Annotated in this window: 25 protein-coding genes and 1 pseudogene; 17 read left to right on the top strand and 9 right to left on the bottom strand. The window is 47.6% G+C overall.

The annotated features are described in order from the left end of the window. From VNE01S_RS16700 to VNE01S_RS16710, 3 genes and pseudogenes are all read right to left on the bottom strand, one after another. Window positions 1-226: pseudogene (locus VNE01S_RS16700) on the bottom strand (amidohydrolase); the annotation flags it as partial. Between the two features lie 147 nt (window positions 227-373). Continuing rightward, window positions 374-967 carry an NADPH-dependent FMN reductase gene (locus tag VNE01S_RS16705; protein WP_053397104.1) on the bottom strand — a complete coding sequence of 198 codons (594 nt, stop codon included), beginning with the start codon at window positions 965-967 and terminating at the stop codon, window positions 374-376. Window positions 968-1007: 40 nt separating this feature from the next. Beyond that, window positions 1008-1880 (bottom strand): EamA family transporter, encoded by an 873-nt coding sequence (locus VNE01S_RS16710; protein ID WP_053397105.1) that lies wholly within the window; start codon window positions 1878-1880, stop codon window positions 1008-1010. A 121-nt stretch (window positions 1881-2001) separates the two neighbouring features. Between VNE01S_RS16710 and VNE01S_RS16715 the strand changes: the two genes are divergently transcribed. The 6 genes from VNE01S_RS16715 to VNE01S_RS16740 all read left to right on the top strand — a co-directional run bounded on the left by VNE01S_RS16715 (window position 2002) and on the right by VNE01S_RS16740 (window position 8361). Next, window positions 2002-2481, top strand: a complete 480-nt coding sequence (locus tag VNE01S_RS16715) for a MarR family winged helix-turn-helix transcriptional regulator (RefSeq protein ID WP_053397106.1) — start codon at window positions 2002-2004, stop codon at window positions 2479-2481. Window positions 2482-2551: 70 nt separating this feature from the next. After that, window positions 2552-3130 carry an aminodeoxychorismate/anthranilate synthase component II gene (locus tag VNE01S_RS16720; RefSeq protein ID WP_053397107.1) on the top strand — a complete coding sequence of 193 codons (579 nt, stop codon included), beginning with the start codon at window positions 2552-2554 and terminating at the stop codon, window positions 3128-3130. A gap of 369 nt (window positions 3131-3499) precedes the next feature. Next, window positions 3500-4714, top strand: coding sequence for an aspartate aminotransferase family protein (locus VNE01S_RS16725; RefSeq protein ID WP_053397108.1), 1215 nt, complete (start codon window positions 3500-3502; stop codon window positions 4712-4714). Window positions 4715-4956: 242 nt separating this feature from the next. Beyond that, complete coding sequence (astA, locus tag VNE01S_RS16730; RefSeq protein WP_053397109.1) at window positions 4957-5976, top strand: arginine N-succinyltransferase; 1020 nt, start codon at window positions 4957-4959, stop codon at window positions 5974-5976. A 16-nt stretch (window positions 5977-5992) separates the two neighbouring features. Then, window positions 5993-7450 carry a succinylglutamate-semialdehyde dehydrogenase gene (gene astD / locus VNE01S_RS16735; protein ID WP_053397110.1) on the top strand — a complete coding sequence of 486 codons (1458 nt, stop codon included), beginning with the start codon at window positions 5993-5995 and terminating at the stop codon, window positions 7448-7450. A 119-nt stretch (window positions 7451-7569) separates the two neighbouring features. Then, a complete protein-coding gene (locus VNE01S_RS16740; protein WP_053397111.1) occupies window positions 7570-8361 on the top strand; it encodes a DUF1338 domain-containing protein in 792 nt (263 codons plus the stop codon). 133 nt (window positions 8362-8494) lie between these two features. On the opposite strand, the gene crp is transcribed toward VNE01S_RS16740, so the two are convergent. From crp to VNE01S_RS16770, 6 genes are all read right to left on the bottom strand, one after another. After that, entirely contained in the window at window positions 8495-9127 is a 633-nt protein-coding gene (gene crp, locus VNE01S_RS16745) for a cAMP-activated global transcriptional regulator CRP (protein WP_004410522.1), read from the bottom strand. Window positions 9128-9369: 242 nt separating this feature from the next. Next, window positions 9370-10239: a phosphoribulokinase gene (locus tag VNE01S_RS16750; RefSeq protein WP_053397112.1), complete on the bottom strand. Its 870-nt coding sequence runs from the start codon at window positions 10237-10239 to the stop codon at window positions 9370-9372. A 79-nt stretch (window positions 10240-10318) separates the two neighbouring features. Then, the gene (locus VNE01S_RS16755; protein ID WP_053397113.1) at window positions 10319-10537 is read right to left on the bottom strand and encodes a YheU family protein; all 219 of its coding nucleotides are present in this window, start codon (window positions 10535-10537) and stop codon (window positions 10319-10321) included. A gap of 31 nt (window positions 10538-10568) precedes the next feature. Further along, a complete protein-coding gene (locus VNE01S_RS16760; RefSeq protein WP_053397114.1) occupies window positions 10569-11546 on the bottom strand; it encodes a hydrolase in 978 nt (325 codons plus the stop codon). Window positions 11547-11554: 8 nt separating this feature from the next. Beyond that, window positions 11555-12034 carry a TIGR02444 family protein gene (locus VNE01S_RS16765; RefSeq protein WP_053397115.1) on the bottom strand — a complete coding sequence of 160 codons (480 nt, stop codon included), beginning with the start codon at window positions 12032-12034 and terminating at the stop codon, window positions 11555-11557. Then, a complete protein-coding gene (locus VNE01S_RS16770; protein ID WP_053397116.1) occupies window positions 12031-13953 on the bottom strand; it encodes an ABC transporter ATP-binding protein in 1923 nt (640 codons plus the stop codon). Before VNE01S_RS16770 ends, VNE01S_RS16765 begins: the two co-directional genes overlap by 4 nt. Window positions 13954-14117: 164 nt before the next feature. On the opposite strand from VNE01S_RS16770, the gene kefG reads away from it, so the two are divergent. The 11 genes from kefG (at window position 14118) to rplC (ending at window position 25641) form a co-directional block, all read left to right on the top strand. Beyond that, on the top strand, window positions 14118-14708 hold the full coding sequence (gene kefG / locus VNE01S_RS16775; RefSeq protein WP_053397117.1) for a glutathione-regulated potassium-efflux system ancillary protein KefG: 591 nt from the start codon (window positions 14118-14120) through the stop codon (window positions 14706-14708). Beyond that, window positions 14692-16488 (top strand): glutathione-regulated potassium-efflux system protein KefB, encoded by a 1797-nt coding sequence (kefB, locus tag VNE01S_RS16780; protein ID WP_053397118.1) that lies wholly within the window; start codon window positions 14692-14694, stop codon window positions 16486-16488. Before kefG ends, kefB begins: the two co-directional genes overlap by 17 nt. A gap of 18 nt (window positions 16489-16506) precedes the next feature. After that, on the top strand, window positions 16507-16701 hold the full coding sequence (locus VNE01S_RS16785; protein WP_053397119.1) for a YheV family putative zinc ribbon protein: 195 nt from the start codon (window positions 16507-16509) through the stop codon (window positions 16699-16701). A gap of 96 nt (window positions 16702-16797) precedes the next feature. Beyond that, window positions 16798-17385, top strand: a complete 588-nt coding sequence (slyD, locus tag VNE01S_RS16790; RefSeq protein ID WP_053397120.1) for a peptidylprolyl isomerase — start codon at window positions 16798-16800, stop codon at window positions 17383-17385. A 124-nt stretch (window positions 17386-17509) separates the two neighbouring features. Beyond that, a complete protein-coding gene (locus VNE01S_RS16795; protein ID WP_053397121.1) occupies window positions 17510-18454 on the top strand; it encodes an isoaspartyl peptidase/L-asparaginase family protein in 945 nt (314 codons plus the stop codon). A 131-nt stretch (window positions 18455-18585) separates the two neighbouring features. Then, window positions 18586-19902 carry an adenylosuccinate synthase gene (locus tag VNE01S_RS16800; protein WP_053397122.1) on the top strand — a complete coding sequence of 439 codons (1317 nt, stop codon included), beginning with the start codon at window positions 18586-18588 and terminating at the stop codon, window positions 19900-19902. A 230-nt stretch (window positions 19903-20132) separates the two neighbouring features. Then, window positions 20133-20771: a flagellar protein MotX gene (motX, locus tag VNE01S_RS16805; protein ID WP_053397123.1), complete on the top strand. Its 639-nt coding sequence runs from the start codon at window positions 20133-20135 to the stop codon at window positions 20769-20771. Window positions 20772-21038: 267 nt separating this feature from the next. Beyond that, on the top strand, window positions 21039-23501 hold the full coding sequence (gene rnr / locus VNE01S_RS16810) for a ribonuclease R (RefSeq protein ID WP_053397124.1): 2463 nt from the start codon (window positions 21039-21041) through the stop codon (window positions 23499-23501). A gap of 18 nt (window positions 23502-23519) precedes the next feature. Continuing rightward, a complete protein-coding gene (gene rlmB, locus VNE01S_RS16815; RefSeq protein WP_053397125.1) occupies window positions 23520-24257 on the top strand; it encodes a 23S rRNA (guanosine(2251)-2'-O)-methyltransferase RlmB in 738 nt (245 codons plus the stop codon). A 428-nt stretch (window positions 24258-24685) separates the two neighbouring features. Next, window positions 24686-24997, top strand: a complete 312-nt coding sequence (gene rpsJ / locus VNE01S_RS16820) for a 30S ribosomal protein S10 (RefSeq protein ID WP_004410492.1) — start codon at window positions 24686-24688, stop codon at window positions 24995-24997. Between the two features lie 14 nt (window positions 24998-25011). Beyond that, window positions 25012-25641, top strand: coding sequence for a 50S ribosomal protein L3 (gene rplC / locus VNE01S_RS16825; RefSeq protein ID WP_053397126.1), 630 nt, complete (start codon window positions 25012-25014; stop codon window positions 25639-25641). The last annotated feature ends 4 nt before the right edge of the window (window positions 25642-25645 follow it).

The raw sequence follows: 25645 nt of genomic DNA on the forward strand, positions 1-25645 counted from the left end.
GCAGACCGATGCTTTTTCCGTCCCCGAGTGAGCCGTGAATCACGCCCACCACGCCCGTTTTGGCAAAATCAGTACAGATTTCATCGACGCCGTACTTTTCGAGCTCGGCGACCACTAAGGCTTGAGTACTGGTTTCTTCGTAACCGAGCTCTGGGTGGCGATGGATCGCATGGCGAATGTTAATGGCGTCTGCTAGCCAAGGCGTTAACGCATCCTGAATAGTCATAAAATTCCCTCTGTTCGATAGGAACATTAAATCCTAATGGCGCATGGCAAACAAACCGGATTACTACTGAAACTATTAGCGTTGCTAATAGTTGGCGAGAGCAGGTAAAACTAAAAGCCGCCCAACACTGAGCGGCTTAAATGACGATTACATCCCATAGGTGAACGGTTTACCGAGCGGCAGCATGTCCTGATGCACGGGTGCTAATGCGCTCGCGTAGCAACTGAGCAGTTTCAAGGTGTATTGGCTGCGAGCGACAAAATCACTGTCATCGCTGCGCGCATCTTGATCGATGAGTTTATCACTGTTGCGTACAATGAGGTGGTCAGGCAAAAAGCACACGTGGTTATTTTTGCTGCCAGTCATGCGCAATTCGCTGATCGGGTAAACACCGTTGATACTCACGCTGACACTCACCAATAGTGCTGGTTTATGTGCCAGCTCGTTTGCTGTCGTCAGCAATAGGAAGTTTTTCAGCGCAGGGGTCGCCATCCCGTGCCATTCTGGTGTGATAAAGACAAACGCGTCAGACTCTTTCAGTTTTTGCGCGATTGGCGTCCAGACATCCCACTCTTCGCTACCTTGCCAAACACCTTCATTCCAAAACGGAAGGTTTAGCTCATGCAGGTCGAGGATTTCCACTTGGTCGAACTCTTGCAAACCGTGCTGTTTGAGAAAACGAGCCACGTTGAGGCTTTGTGAATTTGCCCTTTGGCTGCCAGAGATAATGGTGAGTTTCATAATCATTTCCTTTTGAATTTAATATGTTTGCTTATTGGTGTTATGCATTGGCAGCTTTAGGACTATGGGAGGCCAAAAAGATAGAAACCAGTATTGCTGCCGCACCCAACAATTGCAGTGGTGTGAGAATTTCATCTAAAAATACGTAGCCTAAAACGCTGGCAGAGACGCTACTCAAAAATCCGAGAAACGCAACGTTGGTTGCCGGGAGGCGCTCAATGCCTTTGAACCACAGGACGTAAGCAATGACTGCACCCACGAGGGTCAGGTAGCTGTATCCGGCTAAGTTTTTCAGTGAAATAGTGTCTGGTAGCCCTTCAAACCATAGCGCTGCAGGTAATAAAAGCACGCCTCCGACGAGGAGTTGCCAGCCGGTGAATGCCAATGTCGACATATTCTCCGGACGTCCCCAGTATTTGGTGAGCACCACGCCGCTCGCCATACTTAAGGTGCCCAATACCGCTAACACAATTCCTTGCGCGCTGATCTGCACCGTTTCGTTGATGACGATAAGCGCCACGCCAAGCACACCAAAAATGGCCGCGATGCAGTGGCTCAAGGCGATCTTACTTTTTAATACTAGCCCACTGAGCAGCATCACGATGATCGGTTGGCTCGACATGACCAATGCCGCCGTTCCTCCGGGCAGGTAGCTCGCCGCAAAAAATAAACAGTAGAAAAACAGCCCGATGTTGAGCGTTCCAAGGCAAGCGAGTTTTCCCCACCATTGCTGGTTCGGAAAGCAGCGTGTATACGCGATGAGCAGTAATCCTGCTGGCAGTGCGCGTATCGCTGAAGCGAGCAGTGGGCTGTCTGCGGGTAACAGTTCTGTGGTGACAATGTAGGTGCTGCCCCAAACTATCGGCGCGATGGCAGTGAGTAAGATGGCTTGAATCCTTTCGGTGTGGGTCATGATATTTTTCCTTAAAGTATCTTTTGTGAAAGATTGTTTTTTAAAAGTAATGGCACTTTTTCTTTTGGTCAAGTATCTTTTTGAAAAGATTTTTACATCAATAGATTCGTGAGGAGGTAGAATGGACGGTGTCGATAAGATTCTTGGACAGTGGCAACAAGCGCGCCCGGATTTAGATTGCTCTTCAATGGGCGTGGTGGGGCGCATTCGTCGCGCGGCAAACTTTTGGGAGCAGGTGCACGGACAAGTGTGCGGCGACGCGGGGATCAGCGCGATTGAGTTCGACATTCTGGCGACACTTAGACGCAGCATCGAACCTGTCACGCCAACGACTTTGTACAAAACCCTGATGATCTCTTCCGGCGCGGTGAGTACGCGTTTAGAAGGGTTAGTACAGAAAGGTTGGGTGCACCGCGTGGCGAGTGAAAGTGACCGAAGAAGTAACCGAGTGACACTGACGGAAGAGGGGATTGTCTTTCTAGATCAGGTGCTTGAAGCACATGTTGCGAGCATGGAAAAACATCTAGCTTGCCTCGACCCAGCAGAACGAGGTGCGTTGGAAAGCCTACTAAGTAAGTTCCTGCAAGCCGAAGTCGAATAACCGATCCTACTTGCGTTTAGACAAAAAGGCGGCACAATACTCGCTTTCAAGGTTTCTGCGATGTACTCCTATGCTGTTGATAATCGATAACTATGATTCTTTCACCTACAACCTCTACCAGTACTTTTGTGAACTGGGGGCAGAGGTCAAAGTAGTGCGTAATGATGAGATTGATATTGCTGGCATTGAGGCGCTCAACCCGAGCCACTTGGTGATTTCGCCGGGGCCTTGTACTCCAAACGAAGCGGGTATTTCGCTCCAAGCGATCGAACACTTTGCGGGTAAACTGCCGATCCTTGGTGTGTGTCTCGGTCATCAAGCGATCGCACAGGTGTTTGGTGGTGAAGTGGTGCGCGCAAGGCAAGTGATGCACGGTAAAACGTCACCGATTCGCCATACTAACCAAAGTGTCTTTACAGGCTTAAACAACCCTCTGACTGTCACCCGTTACCATTCGTTGGTGGTCAAAAATGGCACCCTGCCTGATTGTTTTGAATTGACCGCATGGACGGAGTTTGAAGATGGCTCAATGGACGAAATCATGGGCTATCAGCACAAGTCTCTGCCTATTGACGCGGTGCAGTTTCACCCAGAATCGATCAAAACAGAGCAAGGTCACGAGCTTTTAGCGAACTTCCTACGCCGTTAAATCCTGATCGGGATCACTTTTCTTAACATTTTCTTCATATTCTCCATTGTGGATATTTCGTGAAATAATATTCGCAGCCGTTGTCGTGCCTATCGTTTGCCCCTTGCTATACCTATGCTTAACCAGAGCTTATCTGTGTCATAAGAATATATTGCTTCATAAAAGCAATCGCTTGATGCATAAATACTCATACATTGTGAAGGTTGGTCTAAATTCCAGTCTTCAAAAAGAATAAATCACTATTGAAATAGTTAATTAATTGTAAATACAATGCCGTAATTGCTTAAATGCAAAACAATGTGTGCTTTCATATTTTGAAAGCAAGGATGCAATAGTTACCTGGCATGCGGTATCGAGAGGGAATGTGCAATGACAATTGAAAATAAAGTAGAACGCGGTCTGTTTGATGAGGTAATGGTACCTTGTTATAACCCAATGGAAATGATTCCAGTGAAGGGCGAAGGCGCGCGAGTCTGGGATCAGGAAGGCAAAGAGTACATCGACTTTGCTGGTGGTATTGCCGTGAGCTGCTTGGGTCATTGTCATCCTGCAATGGTTAACGCATTAACAGAGCAGGGCAACAAGCTTTGGCACCTTAGTAACGTAATGACTAACGAGCCCGCACTGCGTTTAGCGAAGAAGCTGACCGAAGTGAGCTTTGCAGAAAAAGTCTTCTTTGCGAACTCGGGCGCAGAAGCGAACGAAGCGGCGCTTAAACTGGCGCGTCGTTACGCGGTTGATAAGTTCGGCCCAGAAAAATCAGAAATCATCGCATTTAAACAAGGCTTCCACGGCCGTACTTTCTTCACAGTAACTGTGGGTGGTCAAGCAGCGTACTCAGATGGTTTCGGCCCTAAGCCAGGCGATGTGACACACCTACCTTACAACGACGTCGACGCACTACGCGAGCACATCTCGGATCGTACTTGTGCCATCATGATGGAACCGCTGCAAGGCGAGGGCGGCATCATCGCACCAACCGATGAATTCATTCAGACCGTACGCGAGCTGTGTGACAAACACAACGCACTGCTTATCTTTGATGAAGTACAAACGGGTAACGGCCGTACGGGTAACTTCTACGCGTACCAAGGTCTAGGTGTCACACCAGACATTCTAAGTACCGCGAAATCACTGGGTGGTGGTTTCCCAATCGGTGCAATGCTAACGACAACTGAGCTTGCCAAGTATCTAAAAATTGGTACACACGGCTCGACATACGGCGGTAACCCACTGGCGTGTGCGGTTGCAGAGGCAGTGGTTGATATCGTTAGCCAGCCTGAAACTCTTGCAGGTGTCGCAGAGCGCGAAGCTCTGTTCCGTGAGGGTCTAACAAAACTGAATGATAAATACCAAATCTTTGCAGAAGTGCGCGGTAAAGGCTTACTTCTGGGTGCTGCTCTGAATGAAGAGTGGCAAGGCCGCGCTCGCGACGTACTGGTTGCAGCGGGTAAAGAAGGTTTGATGGTACTGGTTGCGGGGGCGAACGTGGTTCGTTTCACTCCGTCACTGGTCATCACTAAAGAAGAAATCCAAGAAGGATTATCTCGACTAGATAAAGCTCTAGCGACACTAACAAAATAAATATAACACTAGGAAGATCTATTTATTCTAGTGATCTTCCATACCATTGCCACTGGTCATGTGTTCAAAGTATTGCTTAGGAAAAATCGCTTAGAACAAGGCGTAGATTGCAGCGAGCTAGCGGGCCTAACTCCCCCTATGCTTGCAAAAATCTAGCTACAACGCAGTTATTAGCGATTTTAACAAGCAAGAATGAATAGATGACCGGTGGCAGTGGTATCAAGCATCAGGAGGGAGTATCGATGCTGGTTGTCCGCCCTATCGCAATGTCGGATTACGATGCGCTGCACACTTGTGCGGTGGAATCGGGTCATGGATTTACATCATTACCGGTTAACGAAGAACTGTTAACTAATCGAATCACACACTCAGAATACAGCTTCTCAAAACCTGACGTTACCCAACCTGGGGATGAAGGTTACCTTATGGTGGGCTTTGAAAGTGAAACTGGAGAAGTTGCTGGTTGTACAGGTATCGAAGCCTCGATTGGCTGGGATGTTCCTTTTTACTCGTACCACATCAGTACCGTTGTTCACTCATCAAGAAAGCTAGGCGTGAACAACACGGTTAAGCTACTGACTTTCGGTAACAACTACACGGGCTGTAGTGAGATTTGTACGTTATTTTTACGCCCGACCTTCCGCCAAGGTCTGAATGGCCGTTTGATGTCAAAATGCCGCTTCCTAATGATGGCAGAACACCCACATCGCTTCTCAAAAACCATCTTTGCCGAAATGCGTGGTATATCAGATGAGAACGGTAACTCACCATTTTGGCAGTGGCTGCAAGAACACTTTTTCTCGATTGACTTCACCATGGCTGATTACCTGACGGGTATCGGTGCCAAAGGTTTCATCGCAGACCTAATGCCGAAGTTGCCAATTTACATCAACTTACTGAGTAAAGAAGCACAAGAAGTGATTGGCCAAGTGCATGAAAACACCAAACCAGCACTACGTCTGTTAGAGAAAGAAGGTTTTACCTGCCGTAACTACGTCGATATTTTCGATGGTGGCCCAACGGTAGAATGTGACCTACGCAATATTGAATCAGTACGTCACTCGTTCCGTGCGAAAGTGACGATTGCTGAGCACTCTAGCTCGCAAGATTACCTGATTTCGAACACCTCTTTTGACAACTTCCGTGCAACGGCGGCGAAAGCGGCTTACGACAAGGAATCTGAGTCAGTGATCCTTTCACCAGTGGTTGCAGAAGCGCTGCAGGTAAATGAAGGCGAATTCGTTCGTATGTTGGCTCAGTAAAGGAAAGGATAAACAAATGACACATTGGATTGCAGGAGAATGGGTTGCCGGAGAAGGCGAGCCAATGAATTCACTAAGCCCATATAACAATGAGGTTGTTTGGGAAGGCGTGAGCGCAACTCCCGCTCAGGTTGAGTCCGCGGTCAGTGCGGCTCGCCAGGCGTTTGTAAGCTGGAAGAAACTGAGCTTTGCTGAGCGTGAGGCGATTGTTTTGGCGTTTGCCGAGCAAGTAAAAGAACACAGCGAGCAAATCGCAGAAGTGATCGCGAAAGAAACCGGTAAACCGATTTGGGAAACGCGCACCGAAGCAGGCGCGATGGCGGGTAAGATTGCCATTTCTATCCGCGCTTATCATGACCGTACAGGCGAAACTACGCGTGAAGCGGCGGGTAACCAAATTGTTTTACGTCACCGTCCACTGGGCGTGATGGCCGTCTTTGGCCCTTATAACTTCCCTGGTCACTTGCCTAATGGCCACATTGTTCCTGCATTACTTGCGGGTAACACGGTCGTGTTCAAACCGTCAGAGCAAACGCCAATGACGGGTGAGTTAGCGATGAAACTGTGGGAAAAAGCAGGCTTGCCAAAGGGCGTGATCAACTTGGTTCAAGGTGCTAAAGAGACGGGCATTGCTCTGGCTGACTCTAAAGGTATCGACGGTCTACTGTTCACTGGTAGCGCGAACACGGGTCATATCCTACACCGCCAGTTTGCGGGTCAGCCGGGTAAGATGCTGGCGTTGGAAATGGGCGGCAACAACCCAATGGTGATCACGGACAACTACGGTGAACTTGATGCCACGGTTTACACCATCATCCAATCTGCGTTTATCAGTGCGGGTCAGCGTTGTACGTGTGCACGTCGCCTTTACGTACCTGTAGGTGAAAAGGGTGATGTACTGGTTGAGAAGTTAGTTGAAGCGACGAAGAAGATTCGTGTGGATCAGCCATTTGCAGAACCAGCGCCATTTATGGGACCACAAATTTCTGAAGCGGCAGCGAAGTTCATCCTTGATGCACAAACGAATCTACAAAGCTTGGGCGGCGTGAGCTTGCTGGAAGCGAAAGGTGGTCAAGCGGCGTTTGTTACACCGGGTATTATCGACGTAACACCAATCGCGGAACTGCCAGACGAAGAGTACTTCGGCCCGCTACTGCAAGTGGTACGTTACCAAGGTTTGGAAAAAGCAGTCGATCTCGCTAACGATACGCGCTTTGGTCTGTCTGCGGGTTTGGTTTCAACCGACGACGGTGAGTGGGACTACTTTGTTGACCATATCCGCGCGGGTATCGTTAACCGTAACCGTCAGCTGACGGGCGCGAGTGGTGATGCACCGTTTGGTGGCCCGGGCGCGTCGGGTAACTTACGTCCGAGTGCGTACTACGCGGCGGACTACTGTGCTTACCCAATGGCTTCAATGGAGGGTGGTGAAACACTGCTTCCTGCTACTTTAAGCCCAGGTGTTGAGCTATAAGAATTAATAAATAGAACGTCACAGGTTGAAGGCTATCTAATCACACCTCTGGACACTTGGTTAGGTAGCCTTTTTTTATTATCCAATAACCGTAAATAACCCTTAAACAAGGAGGCGTTATGACGCCAGATGTTTTATTCCAGTCGTTATGGAATGACTATATTCAACGCTTATGTCCCTCTGCAGAACAAGTTCATCACCTGCTTCAAGAAGATGAGCCGCTGATCAATGACCACATCGCACTTCGCACTTTTAATGTTGCGCCGCTAGGTATCGCGACTTTGGCTCAGCCATTTCTTGATGCGGGTTATAAACCGTGTGGAGACTATGAGTTCGAAAGCAAAAAACTGGTCGCGAAACATTTTGAGCACCCAGATCCAAAGCAACCAAAAGTGTTTATCAGTGAGCTGAAGGTCAACGAATGTTCTGATGAGCTTCAAGAGATTGTCGCTAAGCTTGTGGCGCAAGTTGATAGCAACAAGCTAAGTGGTCCTGATTTCCTTTATGGTGGTCGTCTGTGGGATCTGAGCTTTGCTGATTATCAAGTTTTAGCAAAAGAAAGCGAATATGCGTCATGGCTGGCGGCACACGGTTATGGTGCCAACCACTTTACGGTGAGCGTGAATCAGATAAATGCATTCTCGGAAGTGAAAGACGTGAATGATCATCTGCGTGAATCAGGCTTTAGCATCAATGAATTTGGTGGCGAAGTGAAAGGTTCACCAGAGGTACTTCTAGAGCAATCCTCGACCATGGCAGATAAAGTGCCAGTTCAGTTTACGGAAGGCAGTGAAATTGTGCCGGGTGGCTTCTATGAGTTTGCTAAGCGCTACCCAATGAGCAATGGTGATTTATATCCAGGGTTCGTAGCGGCGTCAGCAGATAAGATTTTTGAGAGCACGAACGGTTAACGTTCTCTCTCAAATCCATGACTTACTTATCACGAGCCAATCATAAGTAAGTCATGGAACCCCTACCCAGAAAGAAAAAAGCCACCAAATTCTCATTTGGTGGCTTTCATTATTCTTACGCAATCAATCGTGATTAACGCGTACCGTAAACAACAATAGTCTTACCGTGTGCAGAAATTAGGTTCTGCTCTTCAAGCATCTTCAAGATACGGCCTACTGTTTCACGAGAACAGCCAACGATTTGACCAATTTCCTGACGAGTGATCTTGATTTGCATACCGTCTGGGTGTGTCATCGCATCTGGTTGTTTCGCTAGGTTTAGTAGCGTTTGCGCGATACGACCAGTTACGTCTAGGAACGCTAGGTCACCCACTTTTTGGCTCGTCACTTGTAGACGGCTTGCCATCTGTGCTGATAGGCGCATCAGGATGTCTGGGTTAACTTGAATTAGCTGACGGAATTTCTTGAAAGAGATTTCCGCTACTTCACAAGGAGATTTTGCACGAACCCACGCTGTACGTTCTTGATCTTCTTCGAACAGACCAAGTTCACCGATAAAGTCGCCTTGGTTTAGGTAAGAAAGGATCATCTCCTTACCTTCTTCGTCTTTGATAAGTACTGCAACAGAACCTTTAACGATGTAGTACAAAGTTTCTGCTTTCTCGCCCGCGTGGATCAGCGTGCTTTTTGATGGGTACTTATGAATATGACAGTGTGAAAGGAACCACTCTAATGTTGGGTCGGTTTGAGGTTTACCTAGAACCATAATATCTCACTTCCTCTGCAGGGTACGCTTGCCGCTTTCCATATTTTAGCTAAGCCTTGAATCAGACTTGCTAGGATAAGAGCACTTGATAAGTGCTGCAAGCTATCTTGTGTTTCGGTTTCAAATAGTATCCTTTTTCGAAGCCGATTTCTTGACTTTAATCGGGTCCAGATGCCGATTTTCTAAGCAAAAATGTGCACATGATCACGGTATGAAAAGTAATCGTACTTTTTGTACCTGTATTAGCCAATTTTGCCTGTTTCGATGAGTTGTTGCAGGATAGGCCTAACGATTAACTCCATGGCAAAACTCATCTTGCCTCCCGGTACGACCAGCGTGTTATGACGGGACATAAAAGAGCCATCAATCATTGCCAGTAGGTAAGGGAAGTCCACGTTTTTTATACCGCGTAGCCGGATAACCACAAAACTTTCATCCAAACTTGGGATGCCTTTCGCGTTAAGAGGGTTAGATGTATCGACAGTGGGGACACGCTGAAAGTTGATGTGGGTGCGGGAAAACTGCGGTGTAATGTAGTTGAGGTAGTCGTCCATCGAGCGCACGATGGAGTCCATGACAGCCTCTCGTGAGTGGCCTCTGTCACGGGTATCGCGTACAAACTTTTGAATCCACTCTAAGTTTACGATCGGCACCATCCCAATCAAAAAATCGACATGCTGCGAGACATTGACGTCACCGTCGACCACACCGCCGTGTAAGCCTTCGTAAAAGAGCACGTCCGAGTTTTCAGGCAAATCTTGCCATGGGGTAAAGGTGCCCGGCATTTGGTTATAAGGCACCGCCTCGTCAAAGGTGTGCAGGTAGCGGCGTACTTGGCCAGTGCCGTCACAACCAAACTGGCGGAAGAACTCGGCCAACGCTGGAAAATCGTTGGCTTGAGGGCCGAAATAACTGATGTGTCGCCCTTGATCTCGGGCTTTGCGTATCTCGATATCCATTTCTGGTCGAGTAAAACGATGGAAGCTGTCCCCTTCAACCCAGGCGGGTTTAATGTCCATCATATTGAACATTTTACGGAACGCTTCAGATGTAGTGGTTGTGCCGGCACCAGATGAGCCGGTCACAGCGATAATAGGGTGTTTTGCTGACATGACAAACCTTGTCTGTTAGTTACTTACCTGTAATTCAATGCCACTATAACACGCTTTCGGGTCAGGTCATCGTATTCGCTTACCCTTGAAAATGTCGTCTGAGCTGGATATCAACAGTTTCATGCAGCTCAGAAAAAACCACAACGGCTTCGCCAGATTCCAGCTGGGCTTTGATTTGGTCGATCTTATCTTGTAGCGAAATTTCTTGTTCGCCGTAATCGGTGCCTTCACGTAGCACAAACTCTTTGATGAGATTCTCTAGCGTGTCTGGCGCAATTTGTTGCCATGGAATGATCATAAATACCTCAGAATTTTATGACGAACGCGTATTATGCCGAAACGGATAAACATTCATAGTAGGCTGGTAGAGCTTCTTCCAACCAGAATCGTGGCCTGAGCGCGCTGCCAGTCACAAAGCCCACATGGCCACCTTGCTCAAACAGACGGTAGTCAATGTTGTCAGGCAACACATATTTGGGGATGACGGCTTCGGTCATAAATGGATCGTCTTTGGCATGAATGATCTGAGTTGGTAGGGTGATCTCTTTTAAACGGTTTATCCCAGAGCAGCGCTGGTAGTAATCTTCAGCGTCTTTGAACCCGTGGAGTGGCGCAGTGATCAAGTCATCAAACTCGTAGAGCCTAGTGACGCGTTTAATACTGCGATAAGAAAGATCCAGCTCGCCTTTCAGTAAGTGGTGTTTTCTCAGCGCGTTTCTCTTCAGCGAGGCAAGCAAATAGGTTTTGTAGAGTTTCGAAAAGCCTTGCTCAATACGTTGTGAGCATGCGGACAGGTCGAGTGGGGCCGAGACAATGGTCGCAGCATCCAACAGGGGCTGATCATTGTATTGGGCTAAGTAATTGGCCAGCATATTGCCGCCCAATGAAATGCCGACGGCGATTTTGGTTTGGTTGGGAAACAGCGTGTCTAAATGTTCAAGGAAGAGGCGAGCATCCTCGACTTCCCCTGAATGGTAAGCTCTGGCTAGGTTGTTCGGTTTACCGCTGCAGCCACGAAAGTGCATCATGACCGATAGCCAGCCATTGTTTGCAAACGCGTGCATCAGGCCATTGGCGTAAGGGCTATAAAAGCAGCCCTCGAGCCCATGGAAGAGGACAAAAATCGGTTTTTGTCTGGCTGTTTCTGCCTGCCAGTCTTCACTCCAAGCTAAGTCGAGGAAGTCATTGTCCGGTGTGTTGAGTGTGTGCCAAATGGGCTCAAACAGTGCTTTTTTACGAATAAAACGCGGTGCAAGAGTTTGCAGGTGTGGGTTGGTGAGCCCTGTGGCAGCGACAAATTGAGTCATAAGCAGCCCTACAAGTTGACAATATGCTCCATGGGAGCCGAAAAAGCGTTGTGGAGATGCTCTGCACCGAGCTGACGGCAGTAGCGAAGGGTTAACGGCGCCCCTAAATTGCGTTGTAGCTCGATGCTACTAATGCAATCGACCAGATCAGATTGCTGCTGTCTTTCAAGTTGCAGCTCAAATTGAAGTGCTTCTCGGTAAAGAGCATCAGACACCTGTGCTTTGAGCTTTCGCCTGATTTCTCGGTAGTTGTGCAGTAGGGCTTCTGAGTGCCCTAAACACTCTTCAACCCTAAGCCAATCTTGATCTTGAAAACACACTTGCTGCTCATCCAGCCATTTGAGTAGCAGCAACAAGTTGACGTTTCCTTTGAACTGATTTTGTAGATTGAGACACGCGTCTTTCACACCCCGCGTACTGTAGTACTGCAAGCTAAATTGCCAGAGTCTTTCTAGGGTGAGTGAAACTGTTACGCGTTCTGGATTCATTGGCTAGTGAACTCCTGCTCCATCTGTTCAAGCTCTTCTTGCAGAGCCATCCATTCCATTTCTACGTCTTCAAGCTCGCTTTTAGTGTTGGCTTGATCAGCCAGCACTTGGTTAAGTTTAGTCTTATTTTCCGCATCATACAGTGAGTTATTTGATAATTGTGTCTCTGTATCTGCCAAAATCGCGCCTAACTTATCCATTTTTGCTTCGAGTTTTGTCAGCGTTTTGCGAATTGGTGCCGTTTGTTTGCGGAAATCGGCTTCGCGACGTTTTTGCTCTTTTTTCGCGGCGGCACTATTAATGCTGCTTTTTTCTGGTAACGCGGCTTGGGCTTCACGTCGCTGTACTTTTTGTTGTTCAGTCAGCCACTTATAGTAATCGTTCAAGTCACCATCAAACGGGGCAACTTGGCGGTCGTGAACCAAGTAAAGATCATCGGTGGTCGCACGCAGTAAATAGCGGTCGTGCGAGACGATGACCATTGCACCTTCAAACGTTTGTAGCGCCAATGTCAGCGCTTGACGCATATCCAGATCCAGGTGGTTAGTCGGTTCATCAAGCAGCAATAGGTTCGGCTTTTGCCACACAATCAATGCCAGAACCAAACGTGCTTTCTCACCACCAGAAAATGGGGCGACTTTTTCTAATGCCTTGTCACCTTGGAAGCCGAAGCTGCCCAAGTAGTCACGCAGTTGTTGCTCGGTATGCTTAGGCGCGATCTGCATCATGTGTTGCAGTGGGGTTTCTTCAGGGTGCAGCGTTTCTAACTGGTGCTGAGCGAAATAGCCAATTTTCACCCCTTGGGAATAGGTCAGGTCGCCGCCTTGGGCGTTTAACTCACCAGAGAGCAGTTTGATCAATGTGGATTTACCAGCACCATTGCGACCGAGTAGACCGATGCGGCTACCAGGCACAAGGTTTAGACGGATCTTTTCTAGGATCAGGTTATCGCCATAGCCTGCTGATACCTCGTCCATCATAATGATTGGATTCGGTAGGGCTTCAGGTTCGCGAAATTCAAAGCTAAACGGGTTATCAAATTGTGCAGGCAGCACTTTCTCCATCCGTTCCAACGCTTTGATACGGCTTTGCGCTTGGCGAGCTTTAGAGGCTTTGTAGCGGAAACGGTCGATGTAGCTTTGCATGTGCGCCATCTGTTTCTGCTGCTTTTGGTACTGGGCTTGTTGCAAGATCAGCTTTTGCGCGCGTTGATCTTCAAACGACGAGTAGTTCCCGGTGTACTCGTTCAACTGCTGATTTTCGATATGAATGATGCGCCCAACGATCGGGTCGAGGAAATCTCGGTCGTGAGAGATCAACACCAAAGTGCCTGGGTAGTTTTGCAACCAGCGCTCTAACCACATGACCGCATCCAGATCCAAGTGGTTGGTCGGTTCGTCGAGTAAGAGCAAGTCAGAACGGCAAAGTAGCGCCTGAGCCAAGTTTAGACGCATACGCCAACCACCTGAGAACTGAGTCAAGTTCCAGCTCATTTGCTCTTGGCTAAAGCCTAAACCATCCAAAAGCTCGGAGGCACGGGCGCGAATGCTGTACCCGCCAATGGTTTCGATTTTGCCATGTATTTCAGCGACCAGTGTGCCGTTATCGGCTTGCTCTGCTTGAGCCAGTTGCTGCTCCAAAGCACGGTATTCGCGATCGCCATCAATGACGTATTCCAATGCGCTTCGCTCTAGTGCTGGTGTTTCCTGAGCCACCCAAGCAAGCTCCCAATGTGCAGGTTTGCTAAAGTTACCAGCATCAATCGACAACTCGTCTTTGATCAATGCGAACAGGGTGGATTTACCACAACCGTTTTTGCCCACTAGGCCGACTTTATCGCCAGGGTGAATGGTTGCAGAGGTTTGGTCCAGAAGCGGCTTGCCGCCACGAAGAAGCTGGATGTCAGAAAAGGTAATCATAGTCTTGTGCTTTATCTTTGCTCATATCGCGACGAATAGTAGGGGGAATAAGATTAAATGTCGATCATTGTATTATCCGTAACAAAGACGTATAACAATCTGATAACGATAAAATTGTATCTAAACCCTCAGATGCATTGATGAAAAGGATTGCTGTCCAAGGAATGCAGACACGACTAGCAAAAAAGCCCAAAGTGCTTGTTCTTTATGCTCACCCAGAGCCAGATAGTTCAGTCGCTAACCAAATGATGATCAAGAAGATTGAATCGCTTGATCATGTCACTGTGCGAGATCTTTACGCACGTTATCCTGATTTTTTTATTGATGTGAAAGCGGAGCAGCAATTGCTCACGCAGCACGATGTGATTGTCTTTCATCACCCTCTTTATATGTATTCTTGTCCGGCATTGTTAAAAGAGTGGATGGACAGAGTGCTGTGCAAAGGATTTGCCTTTGGCTCAGGAGAGGCGCTCAAAGGAAAGTATTGGCGCAGTGTGATTACTGCGGGAGGCCGAGAAGAAGCGTTCGGCGCCAGTGGCTATAACCGGTACCCGCTCTCCGATATTTTGCAGCCATTTGAGTTAACGGCGGCGCTTTGCCAGATGTATTGGCTTGAACCTTTGGTGTTGTATTGGGCGAGAAAAGTGCCTGAGATGGAACGTTACCAACACGCGGAAGGTTACCGTCAATGGTTGATGAACCTCTCTCTCATTCCTGAAAAAACGGTAGGAGGTCCAGATGGCGATGGAAGGTGACTTTCTACAAAGCAGTGTGATTTTTCTGACCGCAGCAGTCGTTGCGGTGCCACTTGCCCAGCGCTTAGGTCTAGGCTCAGTGCTCGGTTATTTGTTGGCTGGCGTGGCCATTGGTCCTTGGGGACTTGGGCTGATTAGCGATGTTACGTCGATTCTACACTTCGCTGAATTTGGCGTGGTGTTGCTACTGTTTCTAATTGGCTTGGAGCTAAACCCGAAAAAATTGCTGCAAATGAAAGGGCCCATTTTGGGCTTAGGCGGCGCTCAAGTGGTGATCACCACCTTGGTGCTCGCGAGTTTTGCTTATCTTATCGGGACCAGTTGGCAAACAAGTTTAGTGATTGGCATGGGCCTGGCGCTTTCTTCTACCGCCATTGCGCTCAAAGTGATTGAAGAGCAAGGATTAGAAGGCAGCGAGGCCGGGCAATCGGGGTTTGCGGTTTTGCTATTCCAAGACATCGCGGTAATTCCGATGCTCGCTATCTTGCCCGTATTGGCGGGCAACACGGCGGGCGATTGGTTTGACTTACTGTGGATGTTTGCTGGCGTTGGTGGGCTATTGGTAGGAGGCCACTATTTATTAAGACCGTTGTTCCGCTATGTAGTGATGAGTGGTGTGCGCGAGCTGTTTACCGTAGCCTCTTTGCTGCTGGTGATTGGTATTGCACTGCTGATGAAACAGCTCGGTTTATCTATGGCGCTGGGGACTTTTCTTGCTGGCGTGCTGTTGGCGGAAAGTGAGTATCGCCATGAATTAGAAATTGCCATTGAACCTTTTAAAGGACTGCTATTGGGGCTGTTCTTCATCGCGGTTGGCATGGCCGTCAATTTAGGCTTGCTCGCGTTACAGCCTTTAATGGTGTTGTTTTCGGTGCTTGGGCTGGTTGTCATTAAAGGGCTCATTCTTTACCTGCTCGGTCACTTGTCGGGCAATCGCGCTAAGGCACGCAGTAAAATGGCGGCGATTCTTAGCCAGGGTGGTGAGTTTGCATTCGTCATATTTACAGCCGCGAGCGCAGAAGGTTTATTGTCGCAAGACCAAATTGCTTTCTTGTTGGTGGTGGTGAGTTTGTCGATGGTAACGACACCTTTGCTCCTGACAGCCCAAAACCGTTGGTACGCAAGACGGCTTAATGCGAGCGCGACGAAAACACGGCGTAGTGACGTAGTCAACAAGCAGCCGAGAGTGATCATTGCGGGTTTCGGGCGTTTCGGGCAGATTGTCGGTCGCCTGATGTACGCGAACAAAATTAAAGTGACCGTACTGGAAAGCGATGCCAGCCAAATCCAGCTGTTAAGAAAGTATGGCTACAAAGTGTTTTTTGGTGATGCGACCCAGCTTGATTTACTCCGAGCGGCAGGGGCTGATAAAGCGGAAGCTATGATTATCTGTACTGATTCCCCAGACGAAATCATGAAAATCGTCGAATTGTGTCAGCAGCACTTCCCACGGTTGAAGTTACTGGCGCGAGCTCGAAGCCGGGTTGAGGCATATCAGTTGCTCAGTCACGGAATTGAAAGCTACTCGCGAGAAACGTTTTTAGGTGCGTTAGACTTAGGCCGTCAGGCATTGGTTGAAATGGGAATGCACCCTTATCAAGCCAAGAGAGCGGAAGCGCATTTCAGAAAGCTTGATAATGCCATGCTCAAAGAGTTGTTACCGCAACACAAAGATGACAAACAATTGGCCCTAAGAGCCAAGGAAGCCCGTAAAGAACTGGAAGAAATCTTTGGCCGTGAAATGGAAAGCGACCAACAAGCAAAAAACTTCTGGGATTGATTGAAATAGAGTCGTGAAATGAAAAAAAGATTTATCGCTGGTGCCAGTTGCCCTAAGTGTTCTGCACAAGACACGTTACGCTGGTGGATAGAGAACAATATAGAGTTGGTAGAGTGTGTGGAGTGTTCGCATACGGATCAGCGTAAGCCACAATCTGTAGAAAAAACTGAACACAATGATCAGGAAATGATCGGAATTTTTAAGCCGGAATAATTGAGTTTCTATAATCAGCCCCCATAATACCTGAATAGTCACTTTGCTAATCGGAGCGCTTTTTTTGCTCCGTATCTCTATCTCCTTGGAGTAAATATGAAAATTGAAAAGAACGTAGTAGTAAGTCTTGCTTACCAAGTAAAACTAGAAGACGGTGCTGTTGTTGATCAATCAACATCAGACGCGCCACTAGATTACCTTCATGGTAACAACAACCTGATCACAGGTCTTGAAAGTGCGCTGGAAGGTAAAGAAGCAGGTGCTAAGTTCTCTGTAACAGTTACTCCAGAAGAAGCGTACGGCGAGCACAACGATGCACTAGTTCAGCGCGTTCCTGCTGAAGTATTCCAAGGCGTTGACCAAATCGAAGTGGGTATGCGTTTCCTAGCGGATACTGACCAAGGTCCAATCCCTGTAGAAGTAACAGAAGTGGACGGCGACGAAGTCGTAGTAGACGGCAACCACATGCTTGCTGGTCAGACTCTAACTTTCGATGTTGAAGTAGTTTCACTGCGTGAAGCAACGGCTGAAGAAGTAGAACACGGCCATGTACACCAAGCTGGTGGCTGTGGTCACGACCATGACCACGATCACGAAGGTGGTTGTTGCGGTGGTGAAGGCCACGACCATGGTGAAGAGAAAAAAGACGGCTGCTGCGGTGGCGGTAGCTGCGGTTCTCACTAATTTGAGAATCCCATTGCCCGCATAATGTGAAGCGGGGAGCTAAAGATAAAAACGCAAGCTAGGTATTGGCTTGCGTTTTTTGTATCTTGCAAAGAAATAAGTACACATATCAAAAAGGAATATCGTGAATAAACCATTTTCTATAGCCATCCATGGCGGGGCAGGAACGATCCTACGTGAACAGATGACACCAGAGCTGGAAGTGAGCATCAGAGCAGACTTAAAAAAATCTGTTCGGGCTGGGCATAGAATATTGGCGCAAGGTGGTGACGCCCTAGACGCAGTCGTTGAAGCCGTCAAAGTGTTAGAAGATTCACCTCACTTCAATGCCGGCAAAGGCTCCGTACTGACAAACAAAGAAATGGTGGAGATGGATGCTTCGGTCATGCATGGCAAAGAAATGGAAGCTGGTGCGGTTGCGGGCGTTAAGCATATCAAAAACCCGATTGAGCTGGCGCGCGATGTGATGACAAACAGCAAGCACGTACTATTGATAGGAGAAGGTGCTGAAGAGTTTGCGTTTACACAAGGGTACGAATATACCGAACAAGATTACTTCTACACCGACCGCCGCTATGAGCAATTGCAGTCGATGAAAGCGAAAGGTCAATTTGCTCTCTCTGAATCGAAATACCCAGATGACGAAAAGCATGGCACGGTGGGCGCTGTGGCTTTGGATCAGCAAGGCAATTTGGCCGCCGCAACCAGTACAGGTGGTATCACCAATAAACAGTACGGACGAGTAGGTGATTCTGCCCTGATAGGGGCTGGCACGTTTGCCAAAAATGGTAATGTGGCTATCTCAACAACAGGGATGGGAGAGTACTTTATCCGCCAAAATGTTGCCTGCGATGTCGCCGCGAGAATGCGCTACTTAAAAGAAGAGATTGGCAGCGCCTGCGAAGCCGTGATTCAGGGTGATTTAAAACAAATGGGCGGTGAGGGCGGGCTTATCGCTGTCGATTCACAAGGTCAACTCCACTTTTCTTTGAATAGTACCGGGATGTACCGAGCAGGGGTCGACCCACAAGGGAATATTGAAGTTAAGATATATTCAGATGAAATTTAACGGCTGATGGTGATAAATAACACCAAGCACAAACATTTAGCATTGTGTGGCATAAGAGCGCCTAAAAAATAACTGCAAGAAGTGTGATTCGGTGCTAGAATCCATTTTTAATTAGCAACAGAATTGGAAAGATGGGAAATAACGTAGTCGTTCTAGGCACCCAATGGGGTGACGAAGGTAAAGGTAAAATTGTTGACCTTTTAACTGAAGATGCAAAGTACGTGGTTCGCTACCAAGGCGGTCACAATGCAGGTCATACTCTTGTTATTGACGGTGAAAAAACCGTTCTTCACTTAATTCCATCAGGCATCCTTCGCGATAACGTAAAATGTGTTATCGGTAACGGTGTAGTACTATCGCCTGAAGCACTTCTTAAAGAAATGAAGCCTCTAGAAGAGCGCGGTATTCCAGTACGCGAACGTCTTTTCATTTCTGAAGCATGTCCTCTAATTCTTCCTTACCACATCGCGCTTGACCAAGCTCGCGAACTTGCTCGTGGTAAGAAAGCGATCGGCACAACTGGTCGTGGCATCGGTCCAGCATACGAAGATAAAGTGGCTCGTCGCGGTCTACGCGTTGGCGATCTATTCGATATGGATGCTTTTGCAGATAAGCTAAAAGAAGTCATGGAATTCCATAACTTCCAACTAGTTAACTTCTACAAAGCTGAAGCAGTAAGCTACGAAGAAGTACTTGAGCAAGCAAAAGGCTACGCTGAGCTACTAACTTCAATGGTTATCGACGTAACTGACGAACTAGACGCAGCACGTAAGCGCGGCGACAAGATCATGTTCGAAGGTGCGCAAGGTACGCTACTAGATATTGACCACGGTACATACCCATACGTAACGTCTTCTAACACGACTGCTGGTGGTGTTGCTGCAGGTTCTGGCTTCGGCCCTCGTTACCTTGGTTACATCCTAGGTATTGCTAAAGCATACTGCACACGTGTGGGTTCTGGCCCATTCCCAACAGAGCTATACGATGGTCTAGACAAGCAAGACCCAATCGGTAAACACCTAGGTGAAGTTGGCCACGAGTTTGGCGCAACAACGGGTCGTCTACGTCGTACAGGTTGGTTCGATGCGGTTGCGATGCGTCGTGCTATCCAAATCAACTCAGTAACAGGTTTCTGCTTAACTAAACTAGACGTGCTAGACGGTCTGGAAGAGCTAAAAATCTGTACTGGTTACAAGATGGAAGATGGCTCTGTACTAGAAGTATCGCCAATGGCTGCTGAAGCATTCGAAAAAGCAACGCCAATCTACGAAACAATGCCAGGCTGGTCTGAAAACACATTCGGTGCTAAGTCACTAGAAGACCTACCACAAGCGGCTCTAAACTACATCAAACGTATTGAAGAGCTAACAGGCGTTCCAGTAGACATTATCTCAACTGGCCCTGACCGTAACGAAACAATCATCAAGGTTCACCCATTTGAATCTTAATCCTGATTGTTCTCAGTGAATTAGAAAACCAGCGCTTTGTCGCTGGTTTTTTTATGTCTGTAATACAATCAATGCCTATACTCTGCATGGCAACATTTTGCCTGAAAGCGGCAAATTTGATTAAAGTGATAACATCGTTTGCCGATATAACTATCAAACTTGCCGTTTTTATGGCAAATCCGGCTGTGGCGTAAAGCTAAAGTCGATTATCGAAGTTAAGAGTGCAGAAAATGAAGCTAAAACAATTAGCGGCTTCGGTGGTATTGGCAGCGAGCACCTTTGTCGTGAAAGCAAATGGTTTGCAGGAGATTGGCGAGCCAGTACCCATCTACTCCGAAGCGGAGCTTATAAGACTGGTTAACGACAACCAACATCTCGCGCGTATTAAAGCAGATAACTGCCAACTCGTTGAAGACATTGTGGCGCGTGCTACCCGAATTAGCTTGCCCGCTTATGAATTTCTTTACGGCGATATGCTGGCGTGGGGAGTGTGTGTCGAGCAAGACGTTGAGCTTGGTCTTTACTACATGGAAAATGCGGCGCACCAGGGGTTACCTGCAGCCTTAGAGCAACTTGGGCGCTACTACTCTCGTGGCACCTTGGTTCAGCAAGATAAAGAGCGCGCCATTCCATATCTACGTGAAGCGGCGGCGATGGGCAACCTCAATGCTCGAATTCACTTAGCCGAGCTGCTACTAAGAGATCATGGTAGCCCTCTCGATTATGAAGACGCTTATCGATGGTTGTATAACTCAGCCACTGCCGACAAGCGGACCCATAAGCGTATCTCTATTTTACGTCAGGGACTCGAGCAGCGCATGCCAATGAATATCATCGCACGCGCGAAAAAGCGTGATACTTTCTGGTGACCGATATTTGAGATAAGCCTTACTGCACTCAGGTTTATCTCGGTTCTACAATTTCACTCCGATCCATACCTTCCTCTTTATTTAAGCAACCTTGAAGCACGATAACGACTCTTCTGACAATTAGTCGCCAGAGCAGTGTGAGTGCGAGCGCTAAGTTATCAAAACTAATCGGATATTCCCCGTTTTTAACTCGCTTTACCTGTAGCTTCTATCAGGACTCAGATATACTAGTTTCAGAACCCTTCCTTGCTAAATTTAGGCGTGCCTATGTCAGATAATATCAATAACGACCCTTTTGCAGAACGTGAATCGGAAAACTACGAAAACCCAATCCCAAGTCGAGAATTTATCCTAGAGTTTTTGGCTCAGGCGGGCGTACCGATGAATCGGAATGACCTGTTTGAGGCACTTCAACTTCAAGGTGAAGACCAATACGAAGGCCTGCGTCGCCGTTTAAGAGCGATGGAGAGAGATGGCCAATTGGTGTTTACGCGCCGCCAGTGCTATGCGCTACCTGAAAAGTTGGAGATGGTGAAAGGTTATGTCATTGGTCATAGAGATGGGCATGGATGGGTTCGTCCGGAAGGCAGTGTAGGTAAAGATAAAGACATCGTATTACCGCATCATCAGATGAAGAACGTCATCCATGGTGACTTTGTCCTTGTGCAGCCAACACAAAATTCTAAACGTGGTCGTAAGGAAGGCCGTTTAGTACGTGTGTTAGAAGAAAGAACAGGGCAGATCGTCGGTCGATTCTTTATGGAATATGGCTACTCATACGTTGTACCTGACGATTCTCGCATTTCTCAAGACATCTTGATCCCGAATGAGTTGAAGTCAGGCGCTCGCATGGGCAATGTGGTCGTGATCGAAATCACCGACCGAGGCTCACGCTCACGTGGCATGATGGGCAAGGTGGTTGAAGTCCTTGGCGAGAGCATGGCGCCGGGTATGGAAACGCAAATTGCTATTCGTACTCACCAAATCCCACACGAGTGGCCAGTCGAAGTCGATAAGCAAATTGAAGGTTTAGGTGAGGAAGTTCCGGAAGAAGCGAAACAAGGTCGTGTTGATCTGAGAGAGCTTCCGCTTGTCACGATTGATGGTGAAGACGCTCGTGATTTTGACGATGCTGTATATTGTGAAGCGATTCCCGATGGCGGGTGGAAACTTTGGGTGGCAATTGCTGATGTGAGTTATTACGTGCGCCCAGATACAGCGCTAGATAAAGAGGCGATTAACCGAGGCAACTCAGTTTATTTCCCTTCACAAGTTGTCCCAATGCTGCCGGAAGTACTCTCTAACGGCTTGTGTTCTCTCAACCCTCAAGTTGACCGACTGTGTATGGTCTGCGAAATGACCTTGTCTGAGTCGGGTAAGTTGACCGGTTACAAACACTATGAAGCGGTGATGAACTCACACGCTCGCCTGACTTACAACAAAGTTCACGACATTCTCGAAGGTGACGAAGAATTACGCCAGCGCTATGAGGCGGTGGTTCCGCACCTGGAAGAACTGCATAAAATGTATAAAGCTCTCAAGAAAGCGCGTGAGCATCGCGGTGCTATTGAGTTTGAGAGTATCGAAACCAAATTTATCTTCAATGCCGAACGTAAGATTGACAGCATTGAGCCTGTCATTCGAAACGATGCTCATAAAATCATTGAAGAATGTATGATCCTAGCCAATATCGCGTCAGCATCCTTGGTCGAAAAAGCGAAAGAGCCAGCGTTATATCGTATTCACGAGTCTCCTGGTGAAGAGCGCTTAACGGGCTTTAGAGATTTCTTGAGTGAATTAGGTTTAGATCTGAAAGGTGGTTTAGAGCCATCACCAATGGATTATGCCGACCTTGCTCGCCAAATCTCAGAACGCCCAGATCAAGAATTGATTCAAACTATGCTGCTTCGCTCAATGAAGCAGGCTGTTTATAACGCCGATAATGTGGGCCACTTTGGTTTAGCACTAAAGCGTTATGCGCACTTTACTTCACCAATTCGTCGTTACCCAGACTTACTCCTTCACCGTGCGATTAAATATCTAATTGCGAAACAAGAAGGACGTAACCAAGATCGCTGGACGCCAACAGGCGGTTATCACTACTCGTTTGATGACATGGACTTCTACGGCGAGCAATGCTCAATGACTGAACGCCGTGCGGATGATGCGACTCGTGAAGTAGCGGATTGGCTCAAATGCGAATATATGCAAGATCACGTTGGTGAAGAGCTTGAGGGCGTGATAGCGAATGTGACCAGCTTCGGCTTCTTCGTTCGCCTAAGTGACTTACACATCGATGGGTTGGTGCATATTTCAACACTAGCCAACGACTACTACCAGTTTGATCCGATTGGTCAGAGGCTTATCGGCGAAAGCTTTGGTGCAATTTATCGTTTAGGTGACTCAGTGAAAGTGAAAGTACTGTCGGTGAACCTGGATGATCGTCAAATTGACTTTGAATTACTTGAAACAAGTCGTAAGCTACGCGGAAAAGGCAAAACTGCGAAGAAGCGTGCGGCAGAAGCTCAGAAAAAAGCAAAGGCGAAAAAGCGCGCGGCAACCAAAGGTAATGGTAAAGCGTCACCGAGTATTGAGCCTACGGTGCGTCCTGAGTCAGCGGAGCGTACAGGCAGTACAGATAAAAAGCCTAAAGTCACTAAGGCACGCAAGAAGAAGCCCAACAGCAAGCCAAAGAAGGCTAGAAGTAGCAAGAAAGCTAAAGCGCAGTAAACGAAACAGGTTTAGTTAATGAGTAATGAATTTATTTACGGTATTCACGCAGTTAAAGCGGTTTTAGCGCGTGAACCAGAACGTTTTATTGAAGCGTTTGTTCTAAAAGGTCGTCAAGACGACCGTTTAATGCCAATACTTAATGAATTGCAACAGGTGGGTGTGTCTGTTCAGCAGATGACGCGCAAGACATTGGATGACAAAGCGCGAGGTGCTAATCACCAAGGTATTATGGCTCGTGTGAAACCAGCGAAGCAATTAAATGAACATGATCTTGATGATATTTTGGCTCAGCATGAAGCGCCACTACTGCTAGTTTTAGATGGCGTAACAGACCCACACAATCTTGGCGCGTGTTTGCGTAACGCTGATGCAGCAGGTGTTGCCGCAGTGATTGTCCCGAAAGACAAATCAGCCAATATCAACGCCACAGTCAGCAAAGTGGCATGTGGTGCGGCGGAAACTGTACCGCTAGTTCGTGTAACTAATCTGGCGCGCACTATGCGTTCTTTGCAAGAGCAGGGCATCTGGTTTGTCGGTACCGCGGGTGAAGCGACCCAAGATATCTACCAAGCTAAGTTGACCGGACCACTGGCGATTGTCATGGGTGCTGAAGGTGATGGCATGCGACGTCTAACACGTGAGACCTGCGATGACCTGATTAAGATCCCAATGGCGGGTAGCGTATCGAGCTTAAACGTGTCAGTCGCTTCCGGCGTATGCCTATTCGAAGCCGTGCGTCAGCGACTAGCTTAATCCTCAGTTTTAAATCGTCTATTTTAAGCGCACTTGGCTGGTCCCTGTGCGCTTTTGTCTATCTGAAATTTATTTCGCTTAATTTTCAAACACCCCTTGCAAGTAAAGTTGTGATCTGTATAATGCAGCGCACTGGTTAAGCCAGTTGTGAACCAATGAGCAGCGAGGAGCTGGCTTATCTTATTGATTTGTCAGGTAATGTAGACTCAGCTTATGTTCGCGGTTAATACAATTAGCTATCTTTTCTTCGGAAAAACTATCCCCAGAGGTGACTTTGGTATGTAGGGGTAGTTAATCGAAAATTAACTGACAATGCTTCCTAATCTTGGAGGCTACGGTTTCACATAAATCAATCGGCATTCTCTCGTCTTAACGAGTTTGAGTGGCGATATTGTTTGTGTAATTTATAATAATTGGAGCTCTGTCTCATGCAGAACCAACGTATCCGTATCCGCCTAAAAGCTTTCGATTACAAACTAATCGACGCTTCTACAGCGGAAATCGTTGAAACAGCTAAGCGCACTGGCGCACAGGTTCGTGGTCCAATCCCACTGCCAACTCGTAAAGAGCGTTTCACAGTTCTTATCTCTCCACACGTTAACAAGAAAGCACGTGACCAGTACGAAATCCGTACTCACAAGCGTCTAATCGACATCGTTGAGCCAACAGACAAAACTGTTGATGCTCTAATGCGTCTAGACCTTGCTGCGGGCGTTGACGTTCAAATTAGCCTAGGTTAAGGGAGATTAGAAGTATGATTGGTCTAATCGGTCGTAAAGTGGGCATGACCCGCGTATTTACTGAAGAAGGCGTTTCTATCCCAGTAACTGTTGTTGAGGTTGAAGCTAACCGTGTTTCTCAAGTGAAAACTCTTGAAACTGACGGCTACGCAGCAATCCAGGTTACAGCTGGTTCTAAGAAAGCTAACCGTGTAAACAAAGCTGAAGCAGGTCACTTTGCTAAAGCTGGCGTTGAAGCTGGTCGCGGTCTTTGGGAATTCCGTTTAGAAAACGGCGAAGAGTTCGAAGTTGGTTCAGAACTAACTGTTGAACTATTCAACGAAACTAAGAAAGTAGACGTTACTGGTACATCTAAGGGTAAAGGTTTCCAAGGCGCTGTTAAGCGTTGGAACTTCCGTACTCAAGATATGACTCACGGTAACTCATTGTCTCACCGTGCTCCTGGTTCTATCGGTCAATGTCAGACTCCAGGTCGCGTATTTAAAGGCAAGAAAATGGCAGGTCACATGGGTGCTGAGCGTGTAACGACTCAAAACCTAGAGATCGTACGTGTTGACGCTGAGCGCAACCTGCTTCTTATTAAAGGTGCAGTCCCTGGCTCAACTGGCGGCAACGTGATCGTTAAACCAGCTGTTAAAGCATAACGTC

This window comes from Vibrio nereis NBRC 15637, assembly GCF_001591105.1.
Classification (GTDB): domain Bacteria; phylum Pseudomonadota; class Gammaproteobacteria; order Enterobacterales; family Vibrionaceae; genus Vibrio; species Vibrio nereis.